At 73.7% G+C, this 19778-nt stretch carries 19 protein-coding genes; 9 read left to right on the forward strand and 10 right to left on the reverse strand.

Annotated elements, in window-relative coordinates; genetic code table 11:
• Positions 1-105: 105 nt before the first annotated feature.
• Together ITJ64_RS06155 and ITJ64_RS06160 are read right to left on the reverse strand one after the other, a co-directional pair.
• On the reverse strand, positions 106-279 hold the full coding sequence (locus ITJ64_RS06155) for a CsbD family protein (protein ID WP_194679830.1): 174 nt from the start codon (positions 277-279) through the stop codon (positions 106-108).
• Between the two features lie 130 nt (positions 280-409).
• A complete protein-coding gene (locus ITJ64_RS06160) occupies positions 410-1480 on the reverse strand; it encodes a Glu/Leu/Phe/Val dehydrogenase (protein WP_194679831.1) in 1071 nt (356 codons plus the stop codon).
• Between the two features lie 109 nt (positions 1481-1589).
• Between ITJ64_RS06160 and ITJ64_RS06165 the strand changes: the two genes are divergently transcribed.
• The gene (locus ITJ64_RS06165; protein ID WP_194679832.1) at positions 1590-2090 is read left to right on the forward strand and encodes an Lrp/AsnC family transcriptional regulator; all 501 of its coding nucleotides are present in this window, start codon (positions 1590-1592) and stop codon (positions 2088-2090) included.
• An 89-nt stretch (positions 2091-2179) separates the two neighbouring features.
• Here the strand turns inward: ITJ64_RS06165 and ITJ64_RS06170 are convergent, their stop codons facing one another.
• The 6 genes from ITJ64_RS06170 to ITJ64_RS06195 form a co-directional block, all read right to left on the reverse strand.
• Positions 2180-3196, reverse strand: coding sequence for an iron-siderophore ABC transporter substrate-binding protein (locus ITJ64_RS06170; protein ID WP_194679833.1), 1017 nt, complete (start codon positions 3194-3196; stop codon positions 2180-2182).
• 91 nt (positions 3197-3287) lie between these two features.
• Positions 3288-4184 carry an ABC transporter ATP-binding protein gene (locus ITJ64_RS06175; RefSeq protein WP_194679834.1) on the reverse strand — a complete coding sequence of 299 codons (897 nt, stop codon included), beginning with the start codon at positions 4182-4184 and terminating at the stop codon, positions 3288-3290.
• Positions 4181-5293: a FecCD family ABC transporter permease gene (locus ITJ64_RS06180; RefSeq protein WP_370545060.1), complete on the reverse strand. Its 1113-nt coding sequence runs from the start codon at positions 5291-5293 to the stop codon at positions 4181-4183. Before ITJ64_RS06180 ends, ITJ64_RS06175 begins: the two co-directional genes overlap by 4 nt.
• On the reverse strand, positions 5290-6354 hold the full coding sequence (locus ITJ64_RS06185; RefSeq protein ID WP_194679835.1) for an iron ABC transporter permease: 1065 nt from the start codon (positions 6352-6354) through the stop codon (positions 5290-5292). Before ITJ64_RS06185 ends, ITJ64_RS06180 begins: the two co-directional genes overlap by 4 nt.
• Positions 6351-7316 carry a siderophore-interacting protein gene (locus ITJ64_RS06190; RefSeq protein ID WP_194679836.1) on the reverse strand — a complete coding sequence of 322 codons (966 nt, stop codon included), beginning with the start codon at positions 7314-7316 and terminating at the stop codon, positions 6351-6353. The genes ITJ64_RS06185 and ITJ64_RS06190 overlap by 4 nt, the downstream gene beginning before the upstream one ends.
• 3 nt (positions 7317-7319) lie before the next feature.
• The gene (locus ITJ64_RS06195) at positions 7320-8399 is read right to left on the reverse strand and encodes a glycosyltransferase (RefSeq protein WP_194679837.1); all 1080 of its coding nucleotides are present in this window, start codon (positions 8397-8399) and stop codon (positions 7320-7322) included.
• A 75-nt stretch (positions 8400-8474) separates the two neighbouring features.
• On the opposite strand from ITJ64_RS06195, the gene ITJ64_RS06200 reads away from it, so the two are divergent.
• Genes ITJ64_RS06200 through ITJ64_RS06210 form a run of 3 tightly spaced genes read left to right on the forward strand, consistent with a single transcriptional unit; the run spans position 8475 to position 11811 of the window.
• Entirely contained in the window at positions 8475-9395 is a 921-nt protein-coding gene (locus tag ITJ64_RS06200; protein WP_194679838.1) for a WcbI family polysaccharide biosynthesis putative acetyltransferase, read from the forward strand.
• Positions 9392-10351 carry a hypothetical protein gene (locus ITJ64_RS06205; RefSeq protein WP_194679839.1) on the forward strand — a complete coding sequence of 320 codons (960 nt, stop codon included), beginning with the start codon at positions 9392-9394 and terminating at the stop codon, positions 10349-10351. Before ITJ64_RS06200 ends, ITJ64_RS06205 begins: the two co-directional genes overlap by 4 nt.
• Entirely contained in the window at positions 10348-11811 is a 1464-nt protein-coding gene (locus tag ITJ64_RS06210; protein ID WP_370545062.1) for a glycosyltransferase family 2 protein, read from the forward strand. Before ITJ64_RS06205 ends, ITJ64_RS06210 begins: the two co-directional genes overlap by 4 nt.
• A gap of 18 nt (positions 11812-11829) precedes the next feature.
• Here the strand turns inward: ITJ64_RS06210 and ITJ64_RS06215 are convergent, their stop codons facing one another.
• Both ITJ64_RS06215 and ITJ64_RS06220 read right to left on the reverse strand, forming a co-directional pair.
• Positions 11830-13602 (reverse strand): glycoside hydrolase family 13 protein, encoded by a 1773-nt coding sequence (locus tag ITJ64_RS06215; RefSeq protein WP_194680769.1) that lies wholly within the window; start codon positions 13600-13602, stop codon positions 11830-11832.
• Between the two features lie 115 nt (positions 13603-13717).
• Entirely contained in the window at positions 13718-14785 is a 1068-nt protein-coding gene (locus ITJ64_RS06220) for a site-specific DNA-methyltransferase (protein ID WP_194679840.1), read from the reverse strand.
• A 47-nt stretch (positions 14786-14832) separates the two neighbouring features.
• On the opposite strand from ITJ64_RS06220, the gene ITJ64_RS06225 reads away from it, so the two are divergent.
• The 5 genes from ITJ64_RS06225 (at position 14833) to ITJ64_RS06245 (ending at position 19766) form a co-directional block, all read left to right on the forward strand.
• Positions 14833-15120: a GNAT family N-acetyltransferase gene (locus ITJ64_RS06225; protein ID WP_173181938.1), complete on the forward strand. Its 288-nt coding sequence runs from the start codon at positions 14833-14835 to the stop codon at positions 15118-15120.
• A 53-nt stretch (positions 15121-15173) separates the two neighbouring features.
• Complete coding sequence (locus tag ITJ64_RS06230) at positions 15174-15779, forward strand: cyclodeaminase/cyclohydrolase family protein (RefSeq protein ID WP_194679841.1); 606 nt, start codon at positions 15174-15176, stop codon at positions 15777-15779.
• Between the two features lie 30 nt (positions 15780-15809).
• Positions 15810-17132 carry an acyltransferase gene (locus tag ITJ64_RS06235; RefSeq protein WP_194679842.1) on the forward strand — a complete coding sequence of 441 codons (1323 nt, stop codon included), beginning with the start codon at positions 15810-15812 and terminating at the stop codon, positions 17130-17132.
• A 69-nt stretch (positions 17133-17201) separates the two neighbouring features.
• Positions 17202-18299, forward strand: coding sequence for an LLM class F420-dependent oxidoreductase (locus ITJ64_RS06240; RefSeq protein ID WP_194679843.1), 1098 nt, complete (start codon positions 17202-17204; stop codon positions 18297-18299).
• A gap of 96 nt (positions 18300-18395) precedes the next feature.
• Positions 18396-19766 (forward strand): HNH endonuclease signature motif containing protein, encoded by a 1371-nt coding sequence (locus ITJ64_RS06245; RefSeq protein WP_194679844.1) that lies wholly within the window; start codon positions 18396-18398, stop codon positions 19764-19766.
• The last annotated feature ends 12 nt before the right edge of the window (positions 19767-19778 follow it).

Genomic DNA, 19778 nt, shown 5'->3' on the forward strand with positions numbered 1-19778 from the left:
CCCGCCCGCGCTGCCCCGCCCGCGCTGCCCGGGCCTGCCCGGGTCGCACAAACGGCCCTCCCCGCGGTGGGGAAGGGCCGTTTGCGCTACCGGTGCGGGGGGGGGCTAGTTCTTGAAGGCGTCCTTCACGTTCTCGCCCGCGTTCTTGAGGTCGGCCTTCGACTGGTCGGAGCGGCCTTCCGCCACCTTCGAGTCGTCGTCGGTCGCCTTGCCGAAGGCCTCCTTGGCCTTGCCGCCCAGCTTCTCCGCCGCGTTCTCGATCTTGTCGCCTGCACTCATGGGTGGGCTCCTCTCTCGTCGTGGGGGCCGATCGCCCTCACTTCCACTGTGGCCCTGTCCCCGCGCGGCGCAACCGACTCACAGCGACCGTCCACCTGGCACGTCGGCCGGCGGCAGGCGGCCGGCGGCTTCAGGAGGCGAGGCGGCGCGCCACCAGCAGGTCGGCCGCGCGCGACGGCGTGAGCGCCTCGGCCTCGGCCAGCGCCAGCACCTCGTCGAGGCGGGCGCCCAGGGCGTCGATGCGCGCCAGCACCTCCTCGCGCGACGAGCCCGGCGAGCCGAGGTGGATGACGCCGCCCGCGTTCACCACGTAGTCGGGCGCGTACAGGATGCCGCGCGCGGCCAGGCGGTCGCCTCCGTCGGCCTCGGCGAGCTGGTTGTTGGCCGGGCCGACGACGGCGCGGCAGTCGAGCTCGTCGATGACCGCGCTGCTCAGCATGCCGCCGACACCGGCCGGAACGAAGACGTCGGTCTCGAGCCGGTGCGCGTCCGCCGGCGACACCCAGGTCGCGCCGAGCTGCTCGACCGCGGCCCGGCGGACCGGGTTCACGTCGGTCGCGCTGACGACCGCCCCGGCCTCGACGAGCGTGCGCGCGAGCCGGCTGCCCACCTGCCCGAAGCCCACGATGGTGACCCGGAGACCCTCCGGCGAGGCGACACCGATGCGCGGCAGCACCGCGAGCAGGGCGCTGTGCACGCCGCGGGCCGTGTACTCCCCCGGGTCGCCGTGGCCGCCGTCGGCCTCGGGCAGTCCGACCACCGCCGGGGTGCGCCGGGCCACGACCGCCATGTCGGCCGAGCCGGTCGCGACGTCCTCGGCCGTGACGTAGGAGCCGCCGAACGAGCCGACGAGATCGCCGAGGTCGAGGAAGGCCGCCTCGCGCCGGGCGGCATCGAGCGGCTCGTCGGGCGCCATGATCACGGCCTTGCCGCCGCCGTGGGCGAGCCCGGCCAGGGCGTTCTTCGCGGTCATCCCGGCCGAGAGCCGCAGAGCGTCGGCGACGGCCTCGTCGACCGTGTCGTAGTGCCAGAGCCGGCAGCCGCCGAGGGCCGGCCCGAGCCGCGTCGAGTGCACGGCGACCATCATCACGAGGCCGGAGCGGGCCCCGCGCACGACCTCCACGCGCTCGTGCCCCGCGGGATGCGGGCGGGCGGACAGCAGGGAGGGGGCGAGGGCGGGCTGGTCGGCGGTGATCGTCATGGTCACCATGATGAGATCGCGCCCCGCTCGCCGCAAGAGTGACTACTCTGAGTGGTCAGAACGCTCAATCGCGCCCAGTGCCGGGCGCCGAGACTGATCGGAACGACCGATGACCAGCGACCCGACCGCGACCCCGACCACGACCGCCGCGCGCGACGCCGATCCACTGCTGGACGGCACCGACCGGCGCATCCTGAGGGAGCTCGACCGGGTGCCGCGGGCCACGGTGGCGCACCTCGCCGAGCGCCTGAACCTCGCGCGCGGCACCGTGCAGGCGCGCATCCGTCGCCTCTATGACGGCGTTCTGCTGCCCGAGACCACGAAGGTGCCCGCCGCCGCCGTGGGGCGACCGCTGCGCGCGTTCGTGACCGCCGAGATCGACCAGGCGCGGTTCGAGGGGCTGATCGACGAGATCGCGCGCATCCCCGAGGTGGTCGGCTGCCTCGGCATCTCGGGCGAGAGCGACCTGCAGATCGAGGTGATCGCGGTCGACGCCGACGACGTCTACCGCATCACGCAGGCGCTGATGGAGTGCCGGGGCATCCGCCGCACCTCGACCGCCATCGTGCTGCGCGAGTTGCTGGGGCGACGGATGCACCAGCTGCTCTAGCCCGCGAGGCGACCCCGCGCGCAGACCGGTGCGCACAGCGCGAGGCCGACGCCGGGGTGTGGGGCCCCGGCGCCGGCGTTCGCGGGGCGCTACTTCGTCGCGGCGGCCAGGGCGTCGACCAGCTGGTCGAGGCCCCAGGGCAGCGACAGCGCGGTGGGCGGCGAGACGGCGGCGATGTACTGCGTGCCCACGAGCTGCGCCACGTTCCCGGCCTGCACGGCGGGGATGACCGAGGTCTGCGGGGCGGTCAGGAACGCGTCGGCCTCGGCCTGCGTGTCGGCGTAGCTCAGCACCACGTCGGCCTTCAGCTGGTCGAGCTGCTCGTAGCTGAGCGTGTAGAAGAAGGTCGAGTCGCCGTTCGCCAGCTCGTCGACCGACGGGGCGCTCTCGAAGCCGAGGTCGAGCATGAACTCGACCCGCGGGTCCTCCTTCTTGTAGACGTAGAAGGTGCCGGCGACGTCCCAGACGGCGGCGATCGTCTTGCCCTCGAACTCCGGATGCGCGGCGGCGGCCTCGGCCAGCTGGTCGTCGATGCCCTGCAGCACCTCGGTGGCCTGCTCGTCCTTGCCGAGCGCCTTGCCGACCGTGGTGACGACGTCGCGCCACGGGGTGCTCCACGCCTGGTCGGGGTAGGCGACCGTGGGGGCGATCTGGCTGAGCGTCTCGTACTGCTCCTCGGTGATGCCCGAGTAGACGGCGAGGATGACGTCGGGGTCGGCCGCCGCGATCGCCTCGTAGGGCGGCTCGTCGTCGGTGGTCTCGGGCAGGACCTCGGGCATCTCGGCGCCGGCCTTCTCGACGGCCTCCTTCACCCAGGGCAGCACGCCCTGGTCGTCGCCCGCGTAGGAGTCGAAGGGGATGGCGACCGGGATGGTGCCGAGCGCGATCGCCGCGTCGGTGCTGCCCCAGCCGAGGGTGACCACGTTCTGCGGGTCGGCGGGCACGGTGGTCTCGCCGAAAGCGTGCTCGATGGTGACGTCGCCGCCGGTCGCGGCGGAGTCGGAGGCGGGGGCGTCACCCGCGGCGCCGGTCGAGCATCCGGCCAGCACCAGGGCTGTGGCGAGGGCGGATGCGGTGAGGGCTGCGAGCTTCAGTCGGCGGGGCACGGGTGTCTCCAGTCGGGGTCTTCAGGATGCTGTGGAGTAAGGCTTGGCTTACCTAACCACCATAGGCCATCGACCCGGCCGCGCAAACAGCTCAGTCGACGCCGCCGTGGAACCGTCCCTTGGGTACGACCATCGGCGATCCGCTCACCGGATCGGGGACGACCAGCGAATCGAGGCCGAACGCGGTGCGCACCGTCTCGGGCGTGATCACGTCGGCGGGCGCGCCCTCGGCGACGATGCGGCCGGCCGACATCACGATCAGGTGGTCGGCGTAGCGGGCGGCGAGGTTGAGGTCGTGCAGCACCATCACGACGGTGATGCCCTGCGTGCGATTGCGCTCGAGCAGCAGGTCGAGCACCTCGATCTGGTGGGTGACGTCGAGGAAGGTCGTGGGCTCGTCGAGCAGTAGCACGTCGGTCTGCTGGGCGAGGGCCATGGCGATCCAGACGCGCTGGCGCTGGCCGCCCGAGAGCTCCTCGACCCGGCGTTCGGCGATGGCGAGGGTGTCGGTGGCGCGCAGGGCCTCGTCGACGGCGCGGTCGTCGTCGGCGGTCCACTGCCGGAACAGGCCCTGGCGTGGGAAGCGGCCCCGGCCGATGAGGTCGGCGACCGTGATGCCCTCAGGCGCGACCGGTTGCTGCGGCAGCAGGCCGAGGCGGGTGGCGAGGCGGCGGCTGGGGAAGCGGTGCACCTCGGTGCCGTCGAGGGTGACGGTTCCGCTCTCGGGGCGCAGCAGGCGCGCGAAGGAGCGCAGCAGAGTGGACTTGCCGCAGGCGTTCGGGCCGACGACGACGGTGACGCGGCCGTCGGGGATCACGACGTCGAGGCCCTCGACGACGCGGCGGCCGTCGTAGGCGAGGGTGAGGGCGTCGGCGCGCAGCTCGTGCGGCTCGGGCAGCGGATGCGCGGCGGCGGGGTCGGGCCCGGTGACGTCGGCGGCGCGGTCGGGCTCCGGATGCGCGGCGGCGGCGGGCGGGAGGGAGGTCATGCGGCTCCTCGGGTGCGGTTGCCCCGCGCGAGCAGGGTGAGCAGGATGGGCGCGCCGACGATGCCGGTCACGATGCCGACGGGCACCTGGAGGCCGGCGACGGCGTGCTGGGCGAGCACGTCGGCGCCGCCGACGACGACCGCCCCGACCAGGGCGCTCGCGACGAGCGCGGGGCCGAGTCCGCCCACGAGGCGCCGGGCGATCGGCGCCGAGACGAACGCCACGAAGGCCACCGGGCCCGCGGCCGCCGTCGCGACCGCGGCGAACGCCACGGCGACGAGGAGCAGCAGCAGGCGCACCGGGGTGACGCGAACCCCGAGGGCGGTGGCGGCCTCGTCGCCGAGCTGGAGCATCCGGAGCCGCGGCGCGAGCAGGGCGAGCGCCACCGACAGGAGCAGCGCCGAGACCGCCGTGACGACGAGCTCCGGCACCTGCACCGTGCCGATGCTGCCGACCAGCCAGAGCAGCGCGCCCTGGGCGTCGCGCACGTCGGCGCGGGTGAGGAGGTAGCCGATCAGGGCCTGGGCGAGGAAGGCGAGGGCGATCCCGATCAGCACGAAGCGCGATCCGGCGGCGCCGCCCGACCCCACCGCGCCCGAGCGGCCGACGCGACCGGCCAGCAGCAGGATGAGGCCGGCGGCGAGCACCGCCCCGCCGAAGGCCGCGCCCGAGACCGCGAGACCGCTCGCGCCGAACAGCAGCACCGCGGTCACGGCGGCGGCGCTCGCCCCCTGGGAGATGCCGATGATGTCGGGGCTCGCGAGCGGGTTGCCGAGCAGGCTCTGGAACACGGCTCCGGCGAGACCGAAACATGCGCCCACGAGCAGCGACAGGGCGAGCCGAGGTGCTCGCAGACCAAGGATGACGAAGCGGTCGCCTCCCGAGCCCTGGCCGACGGCGGCGGCGAGCACGTCCTGCGGGGCCACGACGCGGTCGCCGAGCATCAGCGCCAGCACCGCGATCGCGAGGAGCAGCAGGGCCAGGAGCCCGCACACCACGACGAGCCGGTGCAGGCCGGCAGCGCGCACACGGCGCAGCGCGCCGCCCACGGGCGCGCCGCCCACCGCCGCGCCGCCAGCCGCCGCGCCGCCCGTCGCGTTCCCGCTCACCGCGTCACCGCCCGGTCGCGGCGCACCAGCGCGATCAGCACCGGCGCCCCGATCAGCGCCACCACGATGCCGGCCTCGAGCTCCGCGGGCTGCGCGATCAGCCGCCCCACGGTGTCGGCGAGCACGAGCAGCATGGCACCGAGCGGCACCGAGTACGCCAGGATCCACCGGTAGTCGGTGCCGATCATCCGCCTCGCCAGGTGCGGCACGACCAGCCCGACGAACACCAGCGGCCCGGCCAGCGAGGTCGCCGAGCCGCAGAGCAGGATGATCGCGACCCCCGCCACGACCCGGGTGAGCCCGACCCGCTGCCCCAGCCCGCGCGCCACGTCGTCGCCGAGGGCGAGCCCGTTCAGCCCGCGCCCGAGCACCAGGGCGAGCACCGCGCCGACCACGAGGAACGGGATGAGCGGCAGCACCGTCGACGCGTCGCGGCCGACCAGCGAGCCGACCGACCAGAACCGGTACTGGCCGAGGGTGTCGAGGTCGCGCAGCAGCACGAGGGTGATCAGCGAGGTGAGCACGGCGGTCACGGCGGCGCCGGCGAGGGTGAGGCTGAGCGGCGTCGGCCCGGTGCGCCCCGAGGCGACGGCGTAGACGACGACCGCGGCGACGGCGGCGCCCGCGAAGGCGAACCAGATGTAGCCGATCGGGCTCGCGACGCCGAACACCGAGATCGCGACGACGACCGCCAGCGACGCCCCCGAGTTCACGCCGAGCAGTCCAGGGTCGGCGAGCGGGTTGCGCGTGAGCCCCTGCATCAGTGCTCCGGCCAGGCCGAGCGCCGCGCCCGCGACGAGACCGATGATCGTGCGCGGCACGCGCAGGTCGAGCACGACCATCTGCTCGGTCGACCCATCCGACCCGCTGCCACCCCCGCTCGTCAAGGCGCCCAGCACCGCACCGAAGTCGATCGACCGCGACCCGAGCAGCAGGCTCAGCGCCACCGCCACCACGACCCCGAGCAGCAGCCCGACCAGCCCGAGCACGCGCACCGGCCGGCCCCGCCGTCCCGGTCGGGCAGGGCGAGCGGATGCGGCCGCCGGAGCGGCCCGCGTCATGACCCCTCGGCCTTGCCGAGTCTCCAGTACCCCATGAACGCCACCTTCCGGCGGTCGACCCCGACCTCGCTCACGAGCAGCCGGCGCAGCCCCTTGATGGTCGCCGACTCCCCGGCGAGCCAGGCGTAGAACCGCCCGTGCACGTCGACGGGCGAGTCCCAGAGCATGTCGACGTCCACGTCGATCTCGGCGAGCTCCTGCACGCCGGCGGCCAGGGCCGGCGCGATGGCCTCGCGGTGGGTGTCGAGCCAGCCGCGCACCGCATCCTGCAGCCGGCCGCCCCGGTCGCGGGCGATCCAGGTGACCGACCCCTCGGCGGCGGTCTCGACCGGCTGCTCGTCGGCCGAGCAGGGCACCTCGATGAACGCGTGCGCCCGGGTGCCGGCGGGCAGCGACTCGAGGATGGCGCAGATCGCCGGGGCGGCGGTCTCGTCACCCGCGAGCAGGTAGTCGATGGCCTCGCCGGGCCGCCAGTCGAGGCCCAGGGCGTAGTCGCGGCTGCGGTCGTCGGGGCCGACGATGATCAGCTCGTCGCCCGCGCTCGCACCGGCGAGCCAGGCGGCGGCGGGGCCGTCGGCTCCGGGATGCGCGGCATCCGTGTGCACGACGAAGTCGACGTCGAGCTCCCGCTCGGCCGGGCGGATCGCGCGCACCGTGTAGGTGCGGATGGGGTTCCGCGCCGCCTCCGGCAGCGTGCGCCAGCGCTCGTACCAGGTGCCGTCGGTGAGCACCTCCGGGTCGTCCCAGCCGCAGTCGCCGTAGCTGCCGTCGGCGTGCGGGAGCACGAGCTTGATGCGCTGGTCGAGGCCCGCGGTGCCGAAGTCGCCGAAGTCGGGGCCGGTGAAGGTCACCCGGCGGAAGCAGGGGCTGAGCTCGACGATGCGCACGACCTCGGCCCGGAACGGACGGTACGAGGGGCGGCCGTCGCGGTCCGATTCGGCGCGGGGCACATAGGTAAGCATTACCTAATTATGCACGCTGCTCCCGAGGGCGCGACGGTAGACGGCGGCGTGCGCCTCTCCGATCGAGATCTGCTCGGCGTGCCGCCGGGCCTTCCGCCGGGCGACGACCGCGCGGCGCTCGGGCGATCCGGGCGGGGTCGCGAGCGCGAGGGCGCGGGCGAGGAGCGCCGCCGGCGCCTCCCCCGGAGCGCCCACCACGACGCCGTCGGGCAGCTGCTCGGCGATGAAGCCGTGCCCGTCGTCGACCACGACGGCGCCGAGGTCCCAGCAGAGCTCGGCCCAGCCCGAGTGGGTGCCGTGCGAGTAGGGCATCACGGCGACGTCGAGCCCTGCGATCCAGCGCTCGAGCTCGACGTCGCCCTGGCGGGGGCCGCGCTCGAGGGTGAGGCCGCCGCCGTCCCGCACGAAGCGCTCGAGCTCGGCGGCCGTCGCGGCGTCACGCACCCGCTCGTCGAGCCGCAGCACCGCGTCGACCGGTCGCCCCGCCGCGGCGAGCGCCCGGGCGCCGGCGGCCAGCGAGCGTGCCACCGCGAGCGCGTCGATGTTCGGGCGGAGGTCGCGGAGGTGCGCGCCGAGGCGCGGGCGCGCATCCGGAACCAGGTCGACGAGGGGGTCGTGCTCGGCGATGCGCGGGTGCGGCACGACCGTCGCGGCCCGGCCCCAGCGCTCGCGGATGACGGCGGCGGCACCCGGCGTCAGTGTGATCAGCTCATCGGCGGCGGCGACCATCACGTCGAGCTGCGCCCGGTGCACGGCCTGGTCGGTGAGCTGGGGGTTCTCGAGGTCGTGCACGGTGAAGACGATCGGATGCCCGGCGGCACGCACGAGCGCGAGCGCCTCGACCAGCTGAGCGGTGGGCACCGACTCGAGGCCGAAGTGCACGTGCAGCAGGTCGAAGCCGTCGAGGTTCGCGCGGAGCCAGGACGGGTCGAACTGCGCCGGCGGCCACCACTGCCCCGGCGGCCGGCCGAGCTCGGGGTCGGGCAGCAGACGGGCGACCTCGGGCCCCGGCGCGACGGACCGCACGTACGGATGCCCGGCCGGGACACTGGCCACGCGGATCGGGTTCGGGCGCGCACTCATGTCGGGTTCGACGCTAGGCCGAAGCGGGGGGTTCCGCTCGTGCGGGGCGCTGCCTTTCGGTGGAGAGTGGAGAGAGTGAACCCGACCCTTGACGATGCGCGCCGTCGGCACTACGGCACGTTCTACGCGGCACCCGCGGTCGGCGCCTCCGACACCGTGCTGCTCGCGCTCGGCAACTGCCAGGCCGAGTCGCTGCGTCTCGTGGTGCCGGCCGATACGGCGACGACCGTGCGCATCCCGCCGGTGCACGAGCTCGTCGCCGATGACCTGCCGTTCCTCGCGGCCTGGCTCGAGCGGGCGGATGCGGTGGTCGCCCAGCCGATCCGCGACGGCTACCGCGAGCTGCCGCTGGGCACCCGCGAGCTGTTCGCGCAGACGCGGCCCGGAACGCGGCGGGCCGTGCTGCCGGTCATCCGCTTCGCCGGGTTGTACCCGCGGCACCTGATCATCCGACCGCCCGAGGACCCGTCGGCGACCCCGCCGATCGTCGCGTACCACGACGCCGGAGTGCTGGCTGAGGCGGCGGGGCTGCGGCTGCCCGCCCTGACGCCGGACGCCGTGCGCGCGGTCGCCGCCGAGTCGGTCGCCGCCCTGCGCTCGCGGGAGGAGCGGCACGGGACGGTCGTGGCCTCCGACCTGTTCGCGGCGCCGACGTTCGACCTCATGCGCACGATCAACCACCCGGGCAACCCGGTCTGGGCGGCGCTCGGGGAGCGGGTGCTGGCGCAGCTGGGGCTGCCGGGGCCGGCGGCCGATCCGGGCCTGCCGCTGCTCGACTCGGTGCACGCGCCGCGGGATTCCGCGGTGATCGAGGCGTTCGGGCTGGCCGATCCGCCCGTGGCGGACTGGGTCGTCGAGGGGCGGACCGTCTCGGTGGAGGAGGTGCGGGCGGCGCACCTCGAGTGGTACGCGGGGCATCCGGGGGCGGTCGCTGCCGGGCTGGCGCGGCACGCGTCGACGTTGGGGTTGCTCGGGGTGCGCGAGGGCGCGTCGTGAGCGGCACGCTGCCGCGCCTGCACATCGGGGCCGACCCGCGACACGGGGTGACGCGGTATGCGCAGCAGCTGGCCGACGCGCTCGGGGCCTCGGCGGCGGCCGCGCATCCGCACCGCCGGCATCTGCACTTCACCGACCGGCTGTTCGGCGACGACCCGGGCGCCGCCGCGGCCGCCGTCGAGCGGATCGCCGCGGAGGGCGCCGTGACGGTGACCCTGCACGACGTGCCGCAGCCCTCGGACGGCGACGACGGACTGCGGCTCCGCTCGGAGGCATATCGGCGCGTGGTCGGCGCCGCGGCGGGGGTCGTGGTGAACAGCGAGCACGAGCTGCGGCTGCTGCGGCGGCACACCTCGGGGGCGGCGCGGGCGGCGGTCATCCCGCTGCCGGTGGATCCGCACCCGCCGGTGACGGTCGTGCCGGGCGTGCATCCCACCGTCGGCGTGCTGGGGTTCGTGTACCCGGGGAAGGGGCACGACCGGGTGATCCGGGCCGTGGCCGGACTGGCGGGGGCGGCGGACGTGGAGGTGCTGGGACGGGCATCCGCTGGTCACGAACGCGATCTCGAGGGGCTCGCGGCACTCGCCGGTGAGCTCGGCGTGGGGTTTGTCGTGACGGGCTACCTCTCGGATGCCGAGCTGCTGGCGCGCAGCCGGCGCACGGCGGTGCCGGTGATCGCGCACGAGCACGTGTCGGCGTCGGGGTCGCTCGCGTCGTGGCTGAGCGCGGGGCGGCGGCCGGTGGTGGTGGCGAGTCCGTACATGGAGGAGATGGCCGAGCTGCACGGCGGGTCGCTCACGCTGACGAGCGCGGAGGGGCTGGGATCGGCCATCGCGCACGCCCTCGCCGATCCGGAGAGCACGTGGCTCGACGCCGGCGCGCGGGCGCAGCTGGGGCCCGACACGGCTGAGGTCGCGGCGCTGTACCGGGCGTTCTGGCGGGAGGTCGCGTGGTGAGCGGGGCGGGTGGCGCTGCCGGGGCTGGTGCCGCCGCCAGGGCGGGTGCCGCCGCCGGGGCCGGGGCCGCCGACGGGACCGGGGCCGGTGCCGGGGCAGGGGCGGGTGTGCGGGTGCCGGGGAACGACTGGTCGGTGCTCGATGGAGTGCGGGCCGAGCATCCGCCGCTCGTGTCGGTGGTCGTGGTGCACTACGAGCAGCCGGGCGATCTCGCGCGCACGCTGGGGGCGCTCGCCCGGCAGACCCACCCGGCCGAGCTGCTCGAGGTGATCGTCGTCGACGACGGATCGGCCACGGCACCGGTGGTGCCGCCGGGGGTGCAGCTGATCCGGCTGCCCGATCGGGGGTTCCGGGCGGCGACCGCGCGCAACCGCGGTGCCGCCGCGGCCCGGGGGTCGGTGCTGTGCTTCCTCGACGCCGACACGGCGCCCGAGCCCTCGTACGTCGCCGAGCTCACGCGGCTGCCGGCCGTGCGGGACGACGCCGTGACGGTGGGGCGGCGACGGCACGCCGACTTCGGCGACGCGCCTGCCTCACCCGACGCGGCCGGGATCGACGCGGCCGGAGCCGCCGCAGCCGCTCCCGTCGAGGTCGCCGGCCCGCTCGCCGAGCTGCGCGAACCCGCGTGGCTGCGCGACGCCTACGCCCGGAGCCGCGACCTGCTCGAGGCCGATCAGCGCTCGTACCGCTACGTCATCTCCTCGGTGCTGGCCTGCTCGAGCGCCTTCTTCGCCGCGACGGGCGGCTTCGACGAGAGCTTCGACGAGTACGGCGGCGAGGACTGGGAGTGGGCCCACCGCGCCTTCACCCGCGGTGCGGTGCTCGCCCACGTGCCCTCCGCGGTCGCCTGGCACAACGGCCCCGACGTCAGCGGGCGCAGCGACGACCCCGACGAACTCCGCCGCCGGATGAACCGCGAGACCCTCCTCCTCCTCAACCGCATCGGCGTGCCCGGCTCGGTCGGCCGCGGTCTCCGCAGCGCCTCCCCCGACATCGTCGTCACCCTGCCGCCGGGCACGCCCGCCGCGACCGCCGTCTGCGCCGACCTCCTCCTCGAGGCGCTTCCCGCCGCCCGCCTCGTGCTCGACGACGCGCTGGCCGCACTCTTCCCGGGCGACGACCGCATGCAGGGGCGAACCTCCCCCGCCACGAGCAGAGCGGATGCCCGGGTCACCGTCACCCTCGACTCCCTCGTCACCGTGCCGCGCGCCGACCGCGCCGCCTTCTGCGCCGCCCTGGCCCGGGCGACCGACGACGTGGGCGCCGGCGAACTCGGATGGGTCGAACTGCACGACCCCGCCACCGCCCTCACCGTCACCGTCGCCGCCCAGCGCGCCGAGCACCGCTGCGAGCGCCGCCCCGACGCGCACGAGTTCACGGTCGAACGCCGCTCGGCGCGCCTCCGCGCCCTCCCGCCCGAACCCGAGCTCGCGGCCCACCTCGGCGGCTGGGCCGACTGACCCGCCCCCACCGACGCGTCAGGATGCCAGACCGTCCCGCACCAGCCCGTCAAGACGCGGGACCAGCCCACTCCGGCGGTCAGGACGCCGACCCGCACCGACGCGTAAGGCCACCGGCCCGAACCACACCGTCGCGTCAGCGGGCAGCGCGCCCTCGACGAGCGGCACGCTCGCCACGACGGCGTCGGCCCGGTCGAGCGGGAACGGCGAGCCGCCGAAGTTCGTCACGACCTCCCACCCGTTGGGCCGCCGGAACCGCAGCACGTCGGCGCGCCCGGTCTCGACCCACTCGAGCGACTCGGCGGTCTGCAGCGCGTGCCGCAGCTCGAGCGCCCGCCGGTACAGCGACAGCGTCGAGTCGGGGTCACCCTCCTCGACCGACACAGCGGAGCGGCCGAACCACTCCGGCTGCGGCAGGTGCGAGCCGCCGCTGCCGAACCCGAAGGCGGTCTCCGCCGACGGCTCCCAGGGCAGCGGGACGCGGCACCCGTCCCGCCCGATCTCGGCACCCCGGCTGCGGAAGAATGTCGGATCCTGCCGCTCGGCATCCGGTATCTCGGCCACCTCGTGCAGCCCGAGCTCCTCGCCCTGGTAGAGGTAGCTCGACCCGGGCAGCGCGAGCACGAACAGGGTCGCGGCCCGGGCCCGGCGCTCCCCCGCCTCGCGGTCGAGAACAGGCGAGGTACCGCCCGAGAGCAGCCACTCGCTGCCGTGCTTCTGCGCCGGATGACCGTCGGCCGTGCGCGCCGGATGCGGCAGCCCGTACCGGCTCGCGTGCCGCACCACGTCGTGGTTCGACAGCACCCAGGTGCTCGACGAGCCCGACGCGGCGGCGAGCTCGAGGTTCTCCTGCACCACGGCGCGGAACTGCGCCGCGTCGAAGTCGGCCTCGAGCAGGTCGAAGTTGAAGGCCTGGCCGAGGCTCTCGGGCCGGGCGTAGAGCGGCACGCGCGCCTTGTCGACCCACGCCTCGGCGACGGCGGTGCGCGGCGGGTCGTAGGAGTCGAACACCGCGCGCCACTCGGCGTAGACCTCGTGCACGTCGTCGCGGTCGAGCAACGGGTGATCGCCGTCGCGCGGGATCAGCTCGAGCTCGGCCGCCGAGGGCAGCGGCTCGCTCAGGTCTTTGGTGAGCATGTGGGCGACGTCGATGCGGAAGCCGTCGACCCCGCGATCCGACCAGAAGCGCAGCGTTCGCACGAAGTCGGCCCGCACCTCGGGGTTCGACCAGTTCAGGTCGGGCTGCTCGACCGCGAAGCTGTGCAGGTACCACTGGCCGTCGGCGACGCGCTCCCACGCGGGCCCGCCGAACACGGACTGCCAGTCACTCGGCGGCTCCGCGCCGTCGGTGCCCGTGCCGTCGCGGAAGATGTACCGCTCGCGCGCCGCCGAGCCGCGCCCCGCGGCGAGCGCCTCCTGGAACCAGACGTGGCGGTCGGAGCTGTGGTTCGGCACGATGTCGACGACCACCCGGATGCCCCGCGAATGCAGCGCGTCCAGCATCGCGTCGAAGTCGGCGAGCGTTCCCAGTCGCGGGTCGACGTCGCGGTAGTCGGCGACGTCGTAGCCCCCGTCGGCCAACTCCGACGGATAGAACGGGCTCAGCCAGACCGCGTCGATCCCGAGCCGCTCGAGGTAGTCGGCGCGCGACGTCACGCCCGGCAGGTCGCCGAGCCCGTCACCGTTCGCGTCGGCGAAGCTGCGCGGGTAGATCTGGTACACGGCGGCCTGGCGCCACCAGGGTGCGCCCTCGACGACGGATGCCCGGGCCTCCCCCTCGGCGACCGTCACGGTCTCGTCTTGGCTCACGACTCCTCCTCCACCACCGGCACCCTGCGCGGTCGTGCACCCAGTCGACCACGGGCGACCGACATCGCCACGGGGTGCCACGTCGGAGACCGGGAGGTCAGGCGACGGGCGGGGCCTCGACCGACGGTACGGCCGGCGCCTCGACGAACCGCGCGGCCGGCAGCCGGCGGCGGATCACGTCGATGGCCGCCTCGTTCCGGTCGACCAGCACGTAGTTGCGCCCGAGCGCCGCCGCGACCGCGCCCGTCGTGCCGCTGCCCGCGAAGAAGTCGAGCACCCAGTCGCCCTCACGGCTCGAGGCCTGCAGGATCCGGCGCAGGATGCCCTCGGGCTTCTGCGTCGGGTACCCCGTCTTCTCGCGCCCGGTCGGCGACACGATCGTGTGCCACCAGACGTCCGTCGGCAGCTTGCCCCGCGCCGCGCGCTCGGGCGTCACCAGCCCGGGCGCCATGTAGGGCTCGCGGTCGACGGTCTCCGAGTCGAAGTAGTACGAGGCCGGATTCTTCACGTAGACGAGGATCGTGTCGTGCTTCGTCGGCCACCGGTTCTTCGACTTGGCCCCGTAGTCGTAGGCCCAGATGATCTCGTTCAGGAAGCACTCGCGCCCGAACAGCGCGTCCAGCAGCACCTTCGCGTAGTGGGCCTCGCGGTAGTCGAGGTGCAGGTAGAGCGTGCCGTCGTCGGCGAGCAGCCGCCACGCCTCGACCAGCCGAGGCTCGAGGAACGACCAGTAGTCGTCGAAGCGGTCGTCGTACTGCAGCAGGTCGCCCTTGATGCGGTCGTAGAGGCGGCCCTTGAAGCCGGCGTAGCGGCCGGGCACCGGGTCGGCCGCCCCGAGAGACGCGGGATTGGCCTCGGGCGACGCGGGGACCGCGGTGGGCGACGCGGGGACTGCGGGGGGCGCGCCCGCGGCGGCGACCGGGGTCTCGACGGTGCCGGCGGCATCCGGATGCCCGGCCACCGCTTCGGGCAGCGGCACCCGCTTGACCGTGGTCGAGCGACGCGCCTGCGGGCGGCCGGTGTTGAACGGCGGGTCGAGGTAGATCAGCGTGAATGACCCGTCGGCGAACCCGCCGAGCACGGGCAGGTTGTCGGCGAGGATGACGAGCCCCTCGCCCCGGGCGTCGTCGGCGAAGTCGTCGAGAGGCGATCCGGCGACTGGCATTGTGCAATTCTGGCAGTTCCAAGGTCGGCGGCGTATCGTCGCCCCCGATGAGCACCATGATCCGCAACGAGCCCGGGCAGAACCGCTACACGATCGCCCTCGACGATCAGGTCGCCGGGTTCGCCGACTACCGGCTCGAAGGCTCCCGCATCGTCTTCACCCGCACCGAGGTCGACCCCCGCCGCCGCAAGGCCGGGCTCGCCGGTGCGCTGGTGGAGTACGCCCTCGACGACGTGCGCACCTCGAGCGCTCTCACCGTGGTACCGCAGTGCACCTTCGTCGCGCACTTCATCGACGCCCACCCCGACTACCAGGAGCTGGTCGACCGCGGCTGACCCGCGCGGTCACCCTTCCGACGTCCCCGAACCCCTCCGAGAGGCGGATGCCGATGGCCGAGGAGATCCGTGCGAGCACGGGCGGGTCGTCCGTCCACGACTGGGTGCGTCGGCTCGCGCAGCCGGTGGGCGACCCGGGCGGCGGTGCCGCGTCGGGAGTGATGCTGGCGATGGCCTGCGCGCTGACGTCGATGGTGGCGGGGTACTCGCGGGACGAGCATCCGCTCGAGGCGTCGGCAGTGGCAGAGCGAGCGGATGCCCGCCGCGAACGGGCCCTCGAGCTGAGCGACCTCGACGCCCACGAGTCGGCCGAGTTCGGCGCCGCCTATCACGAGCCGCGCGGCGAGACCCGGGACGCGACGGTGCGCGCAGCCGGATCGGCCGCCGCCCGCACCTCGGCCGACCTCGGCGAGCTCGCGCTGGACGCGCTCAACGACCTGGAGTCGGTGGCCGGCCTCGCGCCGGCCTTCCTGCGGCCCGACGTCGTCGTGGCGGCGGCCGCCCTGCGAGCCGCGCTGACCGGTGCCCGCACGAACCTCGCCGCCGACCTCGACGAGGTCGCCCGTCACGGGGCGTCGGCATCGCCCTCGCTCGCCGACGAGGTGGCCCGTTTCGACCGGGCGCTGGAGCGTCTCTCCGGTTTCGAACTCTTTTCATGATCTTTCCTCATTAAGCGGTAGGGTGGCCCGGTGCCGCCCCCGATCCGCCTTCCGCCCCCGGTCGCCTCGTCGCGGCTTCCGGCGCTCGACGGCCTGCGCGGGCTCGCCGCGCTGGCCGTGGCGCTGGGGCACGCGCTGCTCGTGGTGCGCGAGAACGTCGTGGCCGACTGGTTCGGGCCGTCGGTGCTCGGGGTGTCGACGAACGGCTTCAGCATCGCCGCCTCGCACGCCGTCTGGCTGTTCTTCGTGCTCTCGGGAGTGGTGCTGACGAAGCTCGCGACGCGCGGGCCGCCGGGCGGGTTCGACTACGGGCGCTACACGCTGTCGCGGCTCGCCCGTCTCTATCTGCCCGTCTGGGCGGCGCTGGCGTTCGTGGTGGTGACGGCGCTGCTGATGCGGCGCACGAGCGTCGGCTTCGGGGACTGGGTGGACGGGCATCCGACGCACCTCGACCCCTGGGCGCTGATGAACGACGCGACCCTGCTGACCGGAACGAGCGGCGCGCTCTCACCGCTGTGGACGCTGCAGTGGGAGGTGCTGTTCTCGCTGCTGCTCGTGCTCTACCTCGCGGTGCTGCAGCGCGTCCCGGCACTCGTCTCGCTGCCGCTGCTGCTCGCGACGTCGGCGCTCGGCGGCGTGCTCGGCAATCCGACGCTGCTCTACCTGCCGATGTTTGGGCTGGGCGTGGTGCTGGCGCTCGCCTGGACTCCCCTCGCCGGTGCGGCCTCTGCGTTCGAGACCATCGTGCGACGACGGCGCGGTGGCCTCGTCGTCGCGACGGTGCTCGCACTCGCGGTGACGGCCGAGGCGACCTTCCTGGGATGGCAGCTCAGCGGGGCGCTTCTCATGCCGCCGCCGCTCCGCTCGGCGGTCGAGACCGTCGGCCACCTCGTCGCGGCGATGCTGCTCATCGTGCTGGCCGGCGTCTGGCCGCCCGTCCGCCGCGCCTTCGCGTCGCGCCCGCTGCAGTGGCTCGGCCTCGTCTCGTTCAGCCTCTACCTGGTGCACGAGCCCGTGCTCCTCGCGGTGGTGCGCCTCGCGCCCCCGCTCGCCGACGCGGCCTGCACCGTCGGCCTCTGCCTTCCCACCCCGGCGACGCCCGACGGCGTCGTGGCCGGCTCAGCCCTCGCCGACCTCGGCCCGCTCGGCATCGCGGTGACGGCGGCCGTCGCGATCGCCCTCTCCCTCGCCGCAGCCGCCGCCTTCCACCGCCTCGTCGAGAGCCACGCCCACCGCTTCGCCCAGCGCCTGCGAGCGGCCCCACTCCGCGATGGGCCCGCCATCCACCCGGATGCGGCCAAGACCTCTGTCGCGACCATCGGTGAGGAGCCGGGAACAGGCAGAAAGGCGTGAGCGGGGCTGTGATTGTGGGGCATCCACAGCGACCTGCGAGTGTTGCGAAGCGTGTGGTTCGATTGCCGCATGCTCACCGACGAGAACAACGACCACACCCCGAACGATGACGACGCCAGCGACGGTGCGAACGGGGTTGGCGGCGGGCGGCGGTTCGCCGTGGATGCCGGGGGTGATATCGCCAGCACGCCGCTGCAGCTCGAGGAGGCAGCGCGGGTCGCCGAGCGGGAGGGGTTCGACGGGGTGCTCGTCACCGAGACGCGGCACGATCCGTTCGTGGCGCTGACGCTGGCCGCGCGGGCGACCGAGCGGGTGCGGCTGTCGAGCGCGATCGCGGTGGCGTTCGCGCGCAACCCGATGAACACCGCGATGCTGGCGAACGACCTTCAGCTCGTGTCGGACGGGCGGTTCGTGCTCGGACTCGGCTCGCAGGTGAAGCCGCACATCGAGCGGCGGTTCTCCATGCCCTGGTCGCACCCGGCGAAGCGCATGCGCGAGTACGTCGAGGCGATCCGAGCGATCTGGGCGAGCTGGGAGACCGGCGAGCGGCTGCGCTTCGAGGGCGAGTTCTACTCCCACACGCTGATGTCGCCGGTGTTCAGCCCCGGCCCGAATCCGCACGGCAACCCGCGCATCGCACTCGCGGCGGTCGGCACGCTGATGACAGAGACGGCGGGGGCGGTCGCCGACGGGTTCCTCAGCCACAGCTTCACCACGGCACGGTACCTCCGCGAGGTGTCGTTGCCGGCGCTCGAGCGCGGGCGGGCATCCGCTGGTCGGGTCGGCGAGCCGGTCGAGGTCAGCCTGCCCGCGCTGGTCGCCGTCGGCCGCAGCGATGCCGAGCTCGACACCGCGATCACCGCCATCAAGAAGCAGATCGCCTTCTACGGCTCGACGCCGGCCTACAAGGGCGTGCTCGAGCTGCACGGCTGGGGCGAACTACACGAGCGGATGCACGCGGGGTCAGTGAAGGGAGAGTGGGACGCCATGACGTCCCTGGTCACAGACGAGGTGCTGGCCGAGTTCGCCGTCGTGGGGTCGCCGAGCGAGGTCGCGGCGCAGCTGCGGGATCGCTTCGAGGGCGTCGTGCAGCGGCTGTCGTTCTCGACGCCCTACCCGGTGCAGGCGGATGTCTGGCCCGAGCTGCTGGGTGCCCTGAACAAGTAGCCGGGCGCCGGAATCCCGGATCGCTCGACAGCGAATACGGGTGAATCCGAGTGCATGAACCGAGCTTTCATCAGGGTTTTCTGATAGAATCTCAGTATGCAAACAGACGTCGGCCTCAAGAAGATCGCCAGCGATCTTCGGGTCGCGCTGGGGGCTGCTCGTGCCACGACGGCGGGGCTCTCCGACGACGCGGTGCTGGAGTTGATGGCCGATTTCGAGGCCATCGGGCGGCTGGCCACGGCCGGGCAGGTGCACAGCGCCGGCGAAGTCGGGGTGCGGTCGCGCGCCGAGCTCGGCGACGAGGGCCTGAGCCGGTCGCAGAACTTCACCAGCCCCGTGAAGCTGGTCGCACACGTCACTGGTGCGTCGGCACGCGAATGCAAGTCGCGCCTCGATCTCGGGCAGAAGCTGCGGGGTGCGGTGCTGCTGGGTGGTGGCGAGGGGCCGGCGCCGTTCCCGGTGGTGGGCCGCGTGCTCGATGAGGGCGTGCTCGGGGTCGAGGCGGCGGCGGCGATCGTGAAGCAGTGTGGGGTGCTCGCCGACCGCGGATGCTCGCCCGACGTCGTGAGCCTCGCTGAGGAGACCCTCGTCGACCAGACTCTCTCGTGCCGGCTGTCTGCCGACGAGACCTTCCGGGCCGCGATCCATCTGCGCGAGGTGCTCGACCCCGACGGTGCCGAACCGCGCGACGAGGTGCTGCAGATGCAGCGATCACTGACGATCACGCAATCGGCGGATGGGATGTATCGGGGGAAGTTCGCGCTCACGCCCGAGCAGGGCGGAGTGTGGTCTGCAAGCATCCGGGCGATGCAGAGCCCGCGCGTGGCCGGGCCGCGGTTCGTCGATGGAGACGAGTACGCGACCGCCGATGGTCGCACTCAGGCGCAGAAGAACGCCGACACGGTAACTGAGCTCATCGCTCGCGCGGCCGGCGCCGAAGACATGCCCCGGATCAATGGTGCGATCGCCACCGTGAACGTCCACATGACACTCGACGATCTCGAGAAGGGCCGCGGCGTCGGATGGATCGATGGCCTCGACCAGCCCGTCCCCGCCTCCACCGTCGAGCAGCTCCGGTGCTCATCACCCGTCGCCACCACACTGTTCGGCGACAAGGGCGAGGTGCTCTATCACGGCAAGGCGAAGCGGCTCTTCACCGCGGCGCAGAACCGGGCCCTCGCTGCTCGGGACGGCGGGTGCGTGTGGCCCAGTTGCGACCGGCCACCCTCGTTCTGCGAGACACATCACGCGAACGAGTGGGTCTCGGACGATCATCCGCCCGGCCGAACCGACATCGACAACGGCGTCCTCCTCTGCCACTTCCATCACTCCCACCTGCACAAATCACCATGGAAACTGACCATGCAGAACGGGGTGCCTCACCTCATCCCACCCAGATGGGTGGACACGGAACAGAAGCCGATCCCGACTACCCGGCGACGCACCATCCACAGACCCGCCGCTTAGCCGACCACCGCA

It is taken from the genome of Herbiconiux sp. VKM Ac-1786, from assembly GCF_015350805.1.
In the GTDB taxonomy this organism is placed as follows: domain Bacteria; phylum Actinomycetota; class Actinomycetes; order Actinomycetales; family Microbacteriaceae; genus Herbiconiux.

Bases quoted from the DNA above. Each gene is read 5' to 3' on its own strand.
- ITJ64_RS06155 (WP_194679830.1), bottom strand. From the start codon at position 279: ATGAGTGCAGGCGACAAGATCGAGAACGCGGCGGAGAAGCTGGGCGGC.
- ITJ64_RS06160 (WP_194679831.1), bottom strand. From the start codon at position 1,480: ATGACGATCACCGCCGACCAGCCCGCCCTCGCCCCCTCCCTGCTGTCC.
- ITJ64_RS06165 (WP_194679832.1), top strand. From the start codon at position 1,590: ATGACCAGCGACCCGACCGCGACCCCGACCACGACCGCCGCGCGCGAC.
- ITJ64_RS06175 (WP_194679834.1), bottom strand. From the start codon at position 4,184: ATGACCTCCCTCCCGCCCGCCGCCGCCGCGCATCCGGAGCCCGACCGC.
- ITJ64_RS06185 (WP_194679835.1), bottom strand. From the start codon at position 6,354: ATGACGCGGGCCGCTCCGGCGGCCGCATCCGCTCGCCCTGCCCGACCG.
- ITJ64_RS06190 (WP_194679836.1), bottom strand. From the start codon at position 7,316: ATGCTTACCTATGTGCCCCGCGCCGAATCGGACCGCGACGGCCGCCCC.
- ITJ64_RS06195 (WP_194679837.1), bottom strand. From the start codon at position 8,399: ATGAGTGCGCGCCCGAACCCGATCCGCGTGGCCAGTGTCCCGGCCGGG.
- ITJ64_RS06220 (WP_194679840.1), bottom strand. From the start codon at position 14,785: ATGCCAGTCGCCGGATCGCCTCTCGACGACTTCGCCGACGACGCCCGG.
- ITJ64_RS06225 (WP_173181938.1), top strand. From the start codon at position 14,833: ATGAGCACCATGATCCGCAACGAGCCCGGGCAGAACCGCTACACGATC.
- ITJ64_RS06230 (WP_194679841.1), top strand. From the start codon at position 15,174: ATGGCCGAGGAGATCCGTGCGAGCACGGGCGGGTCGTCCGTCCACGAC.
- ITJ64_RS06240 (WP_194679843.1), top strand. From the start codon at position 17,202: ATGCTCACCGACGAGAACAACGACCACACCCCGAACGATGACGACGCC.
- ITJ64_RS06245 (WP_194679844.1), top strand. From the start codon at position 18,396: ATGCAAACAGACGTCGGCCTCAAGAAGATCGCCAGCGATCTTCGGGTC.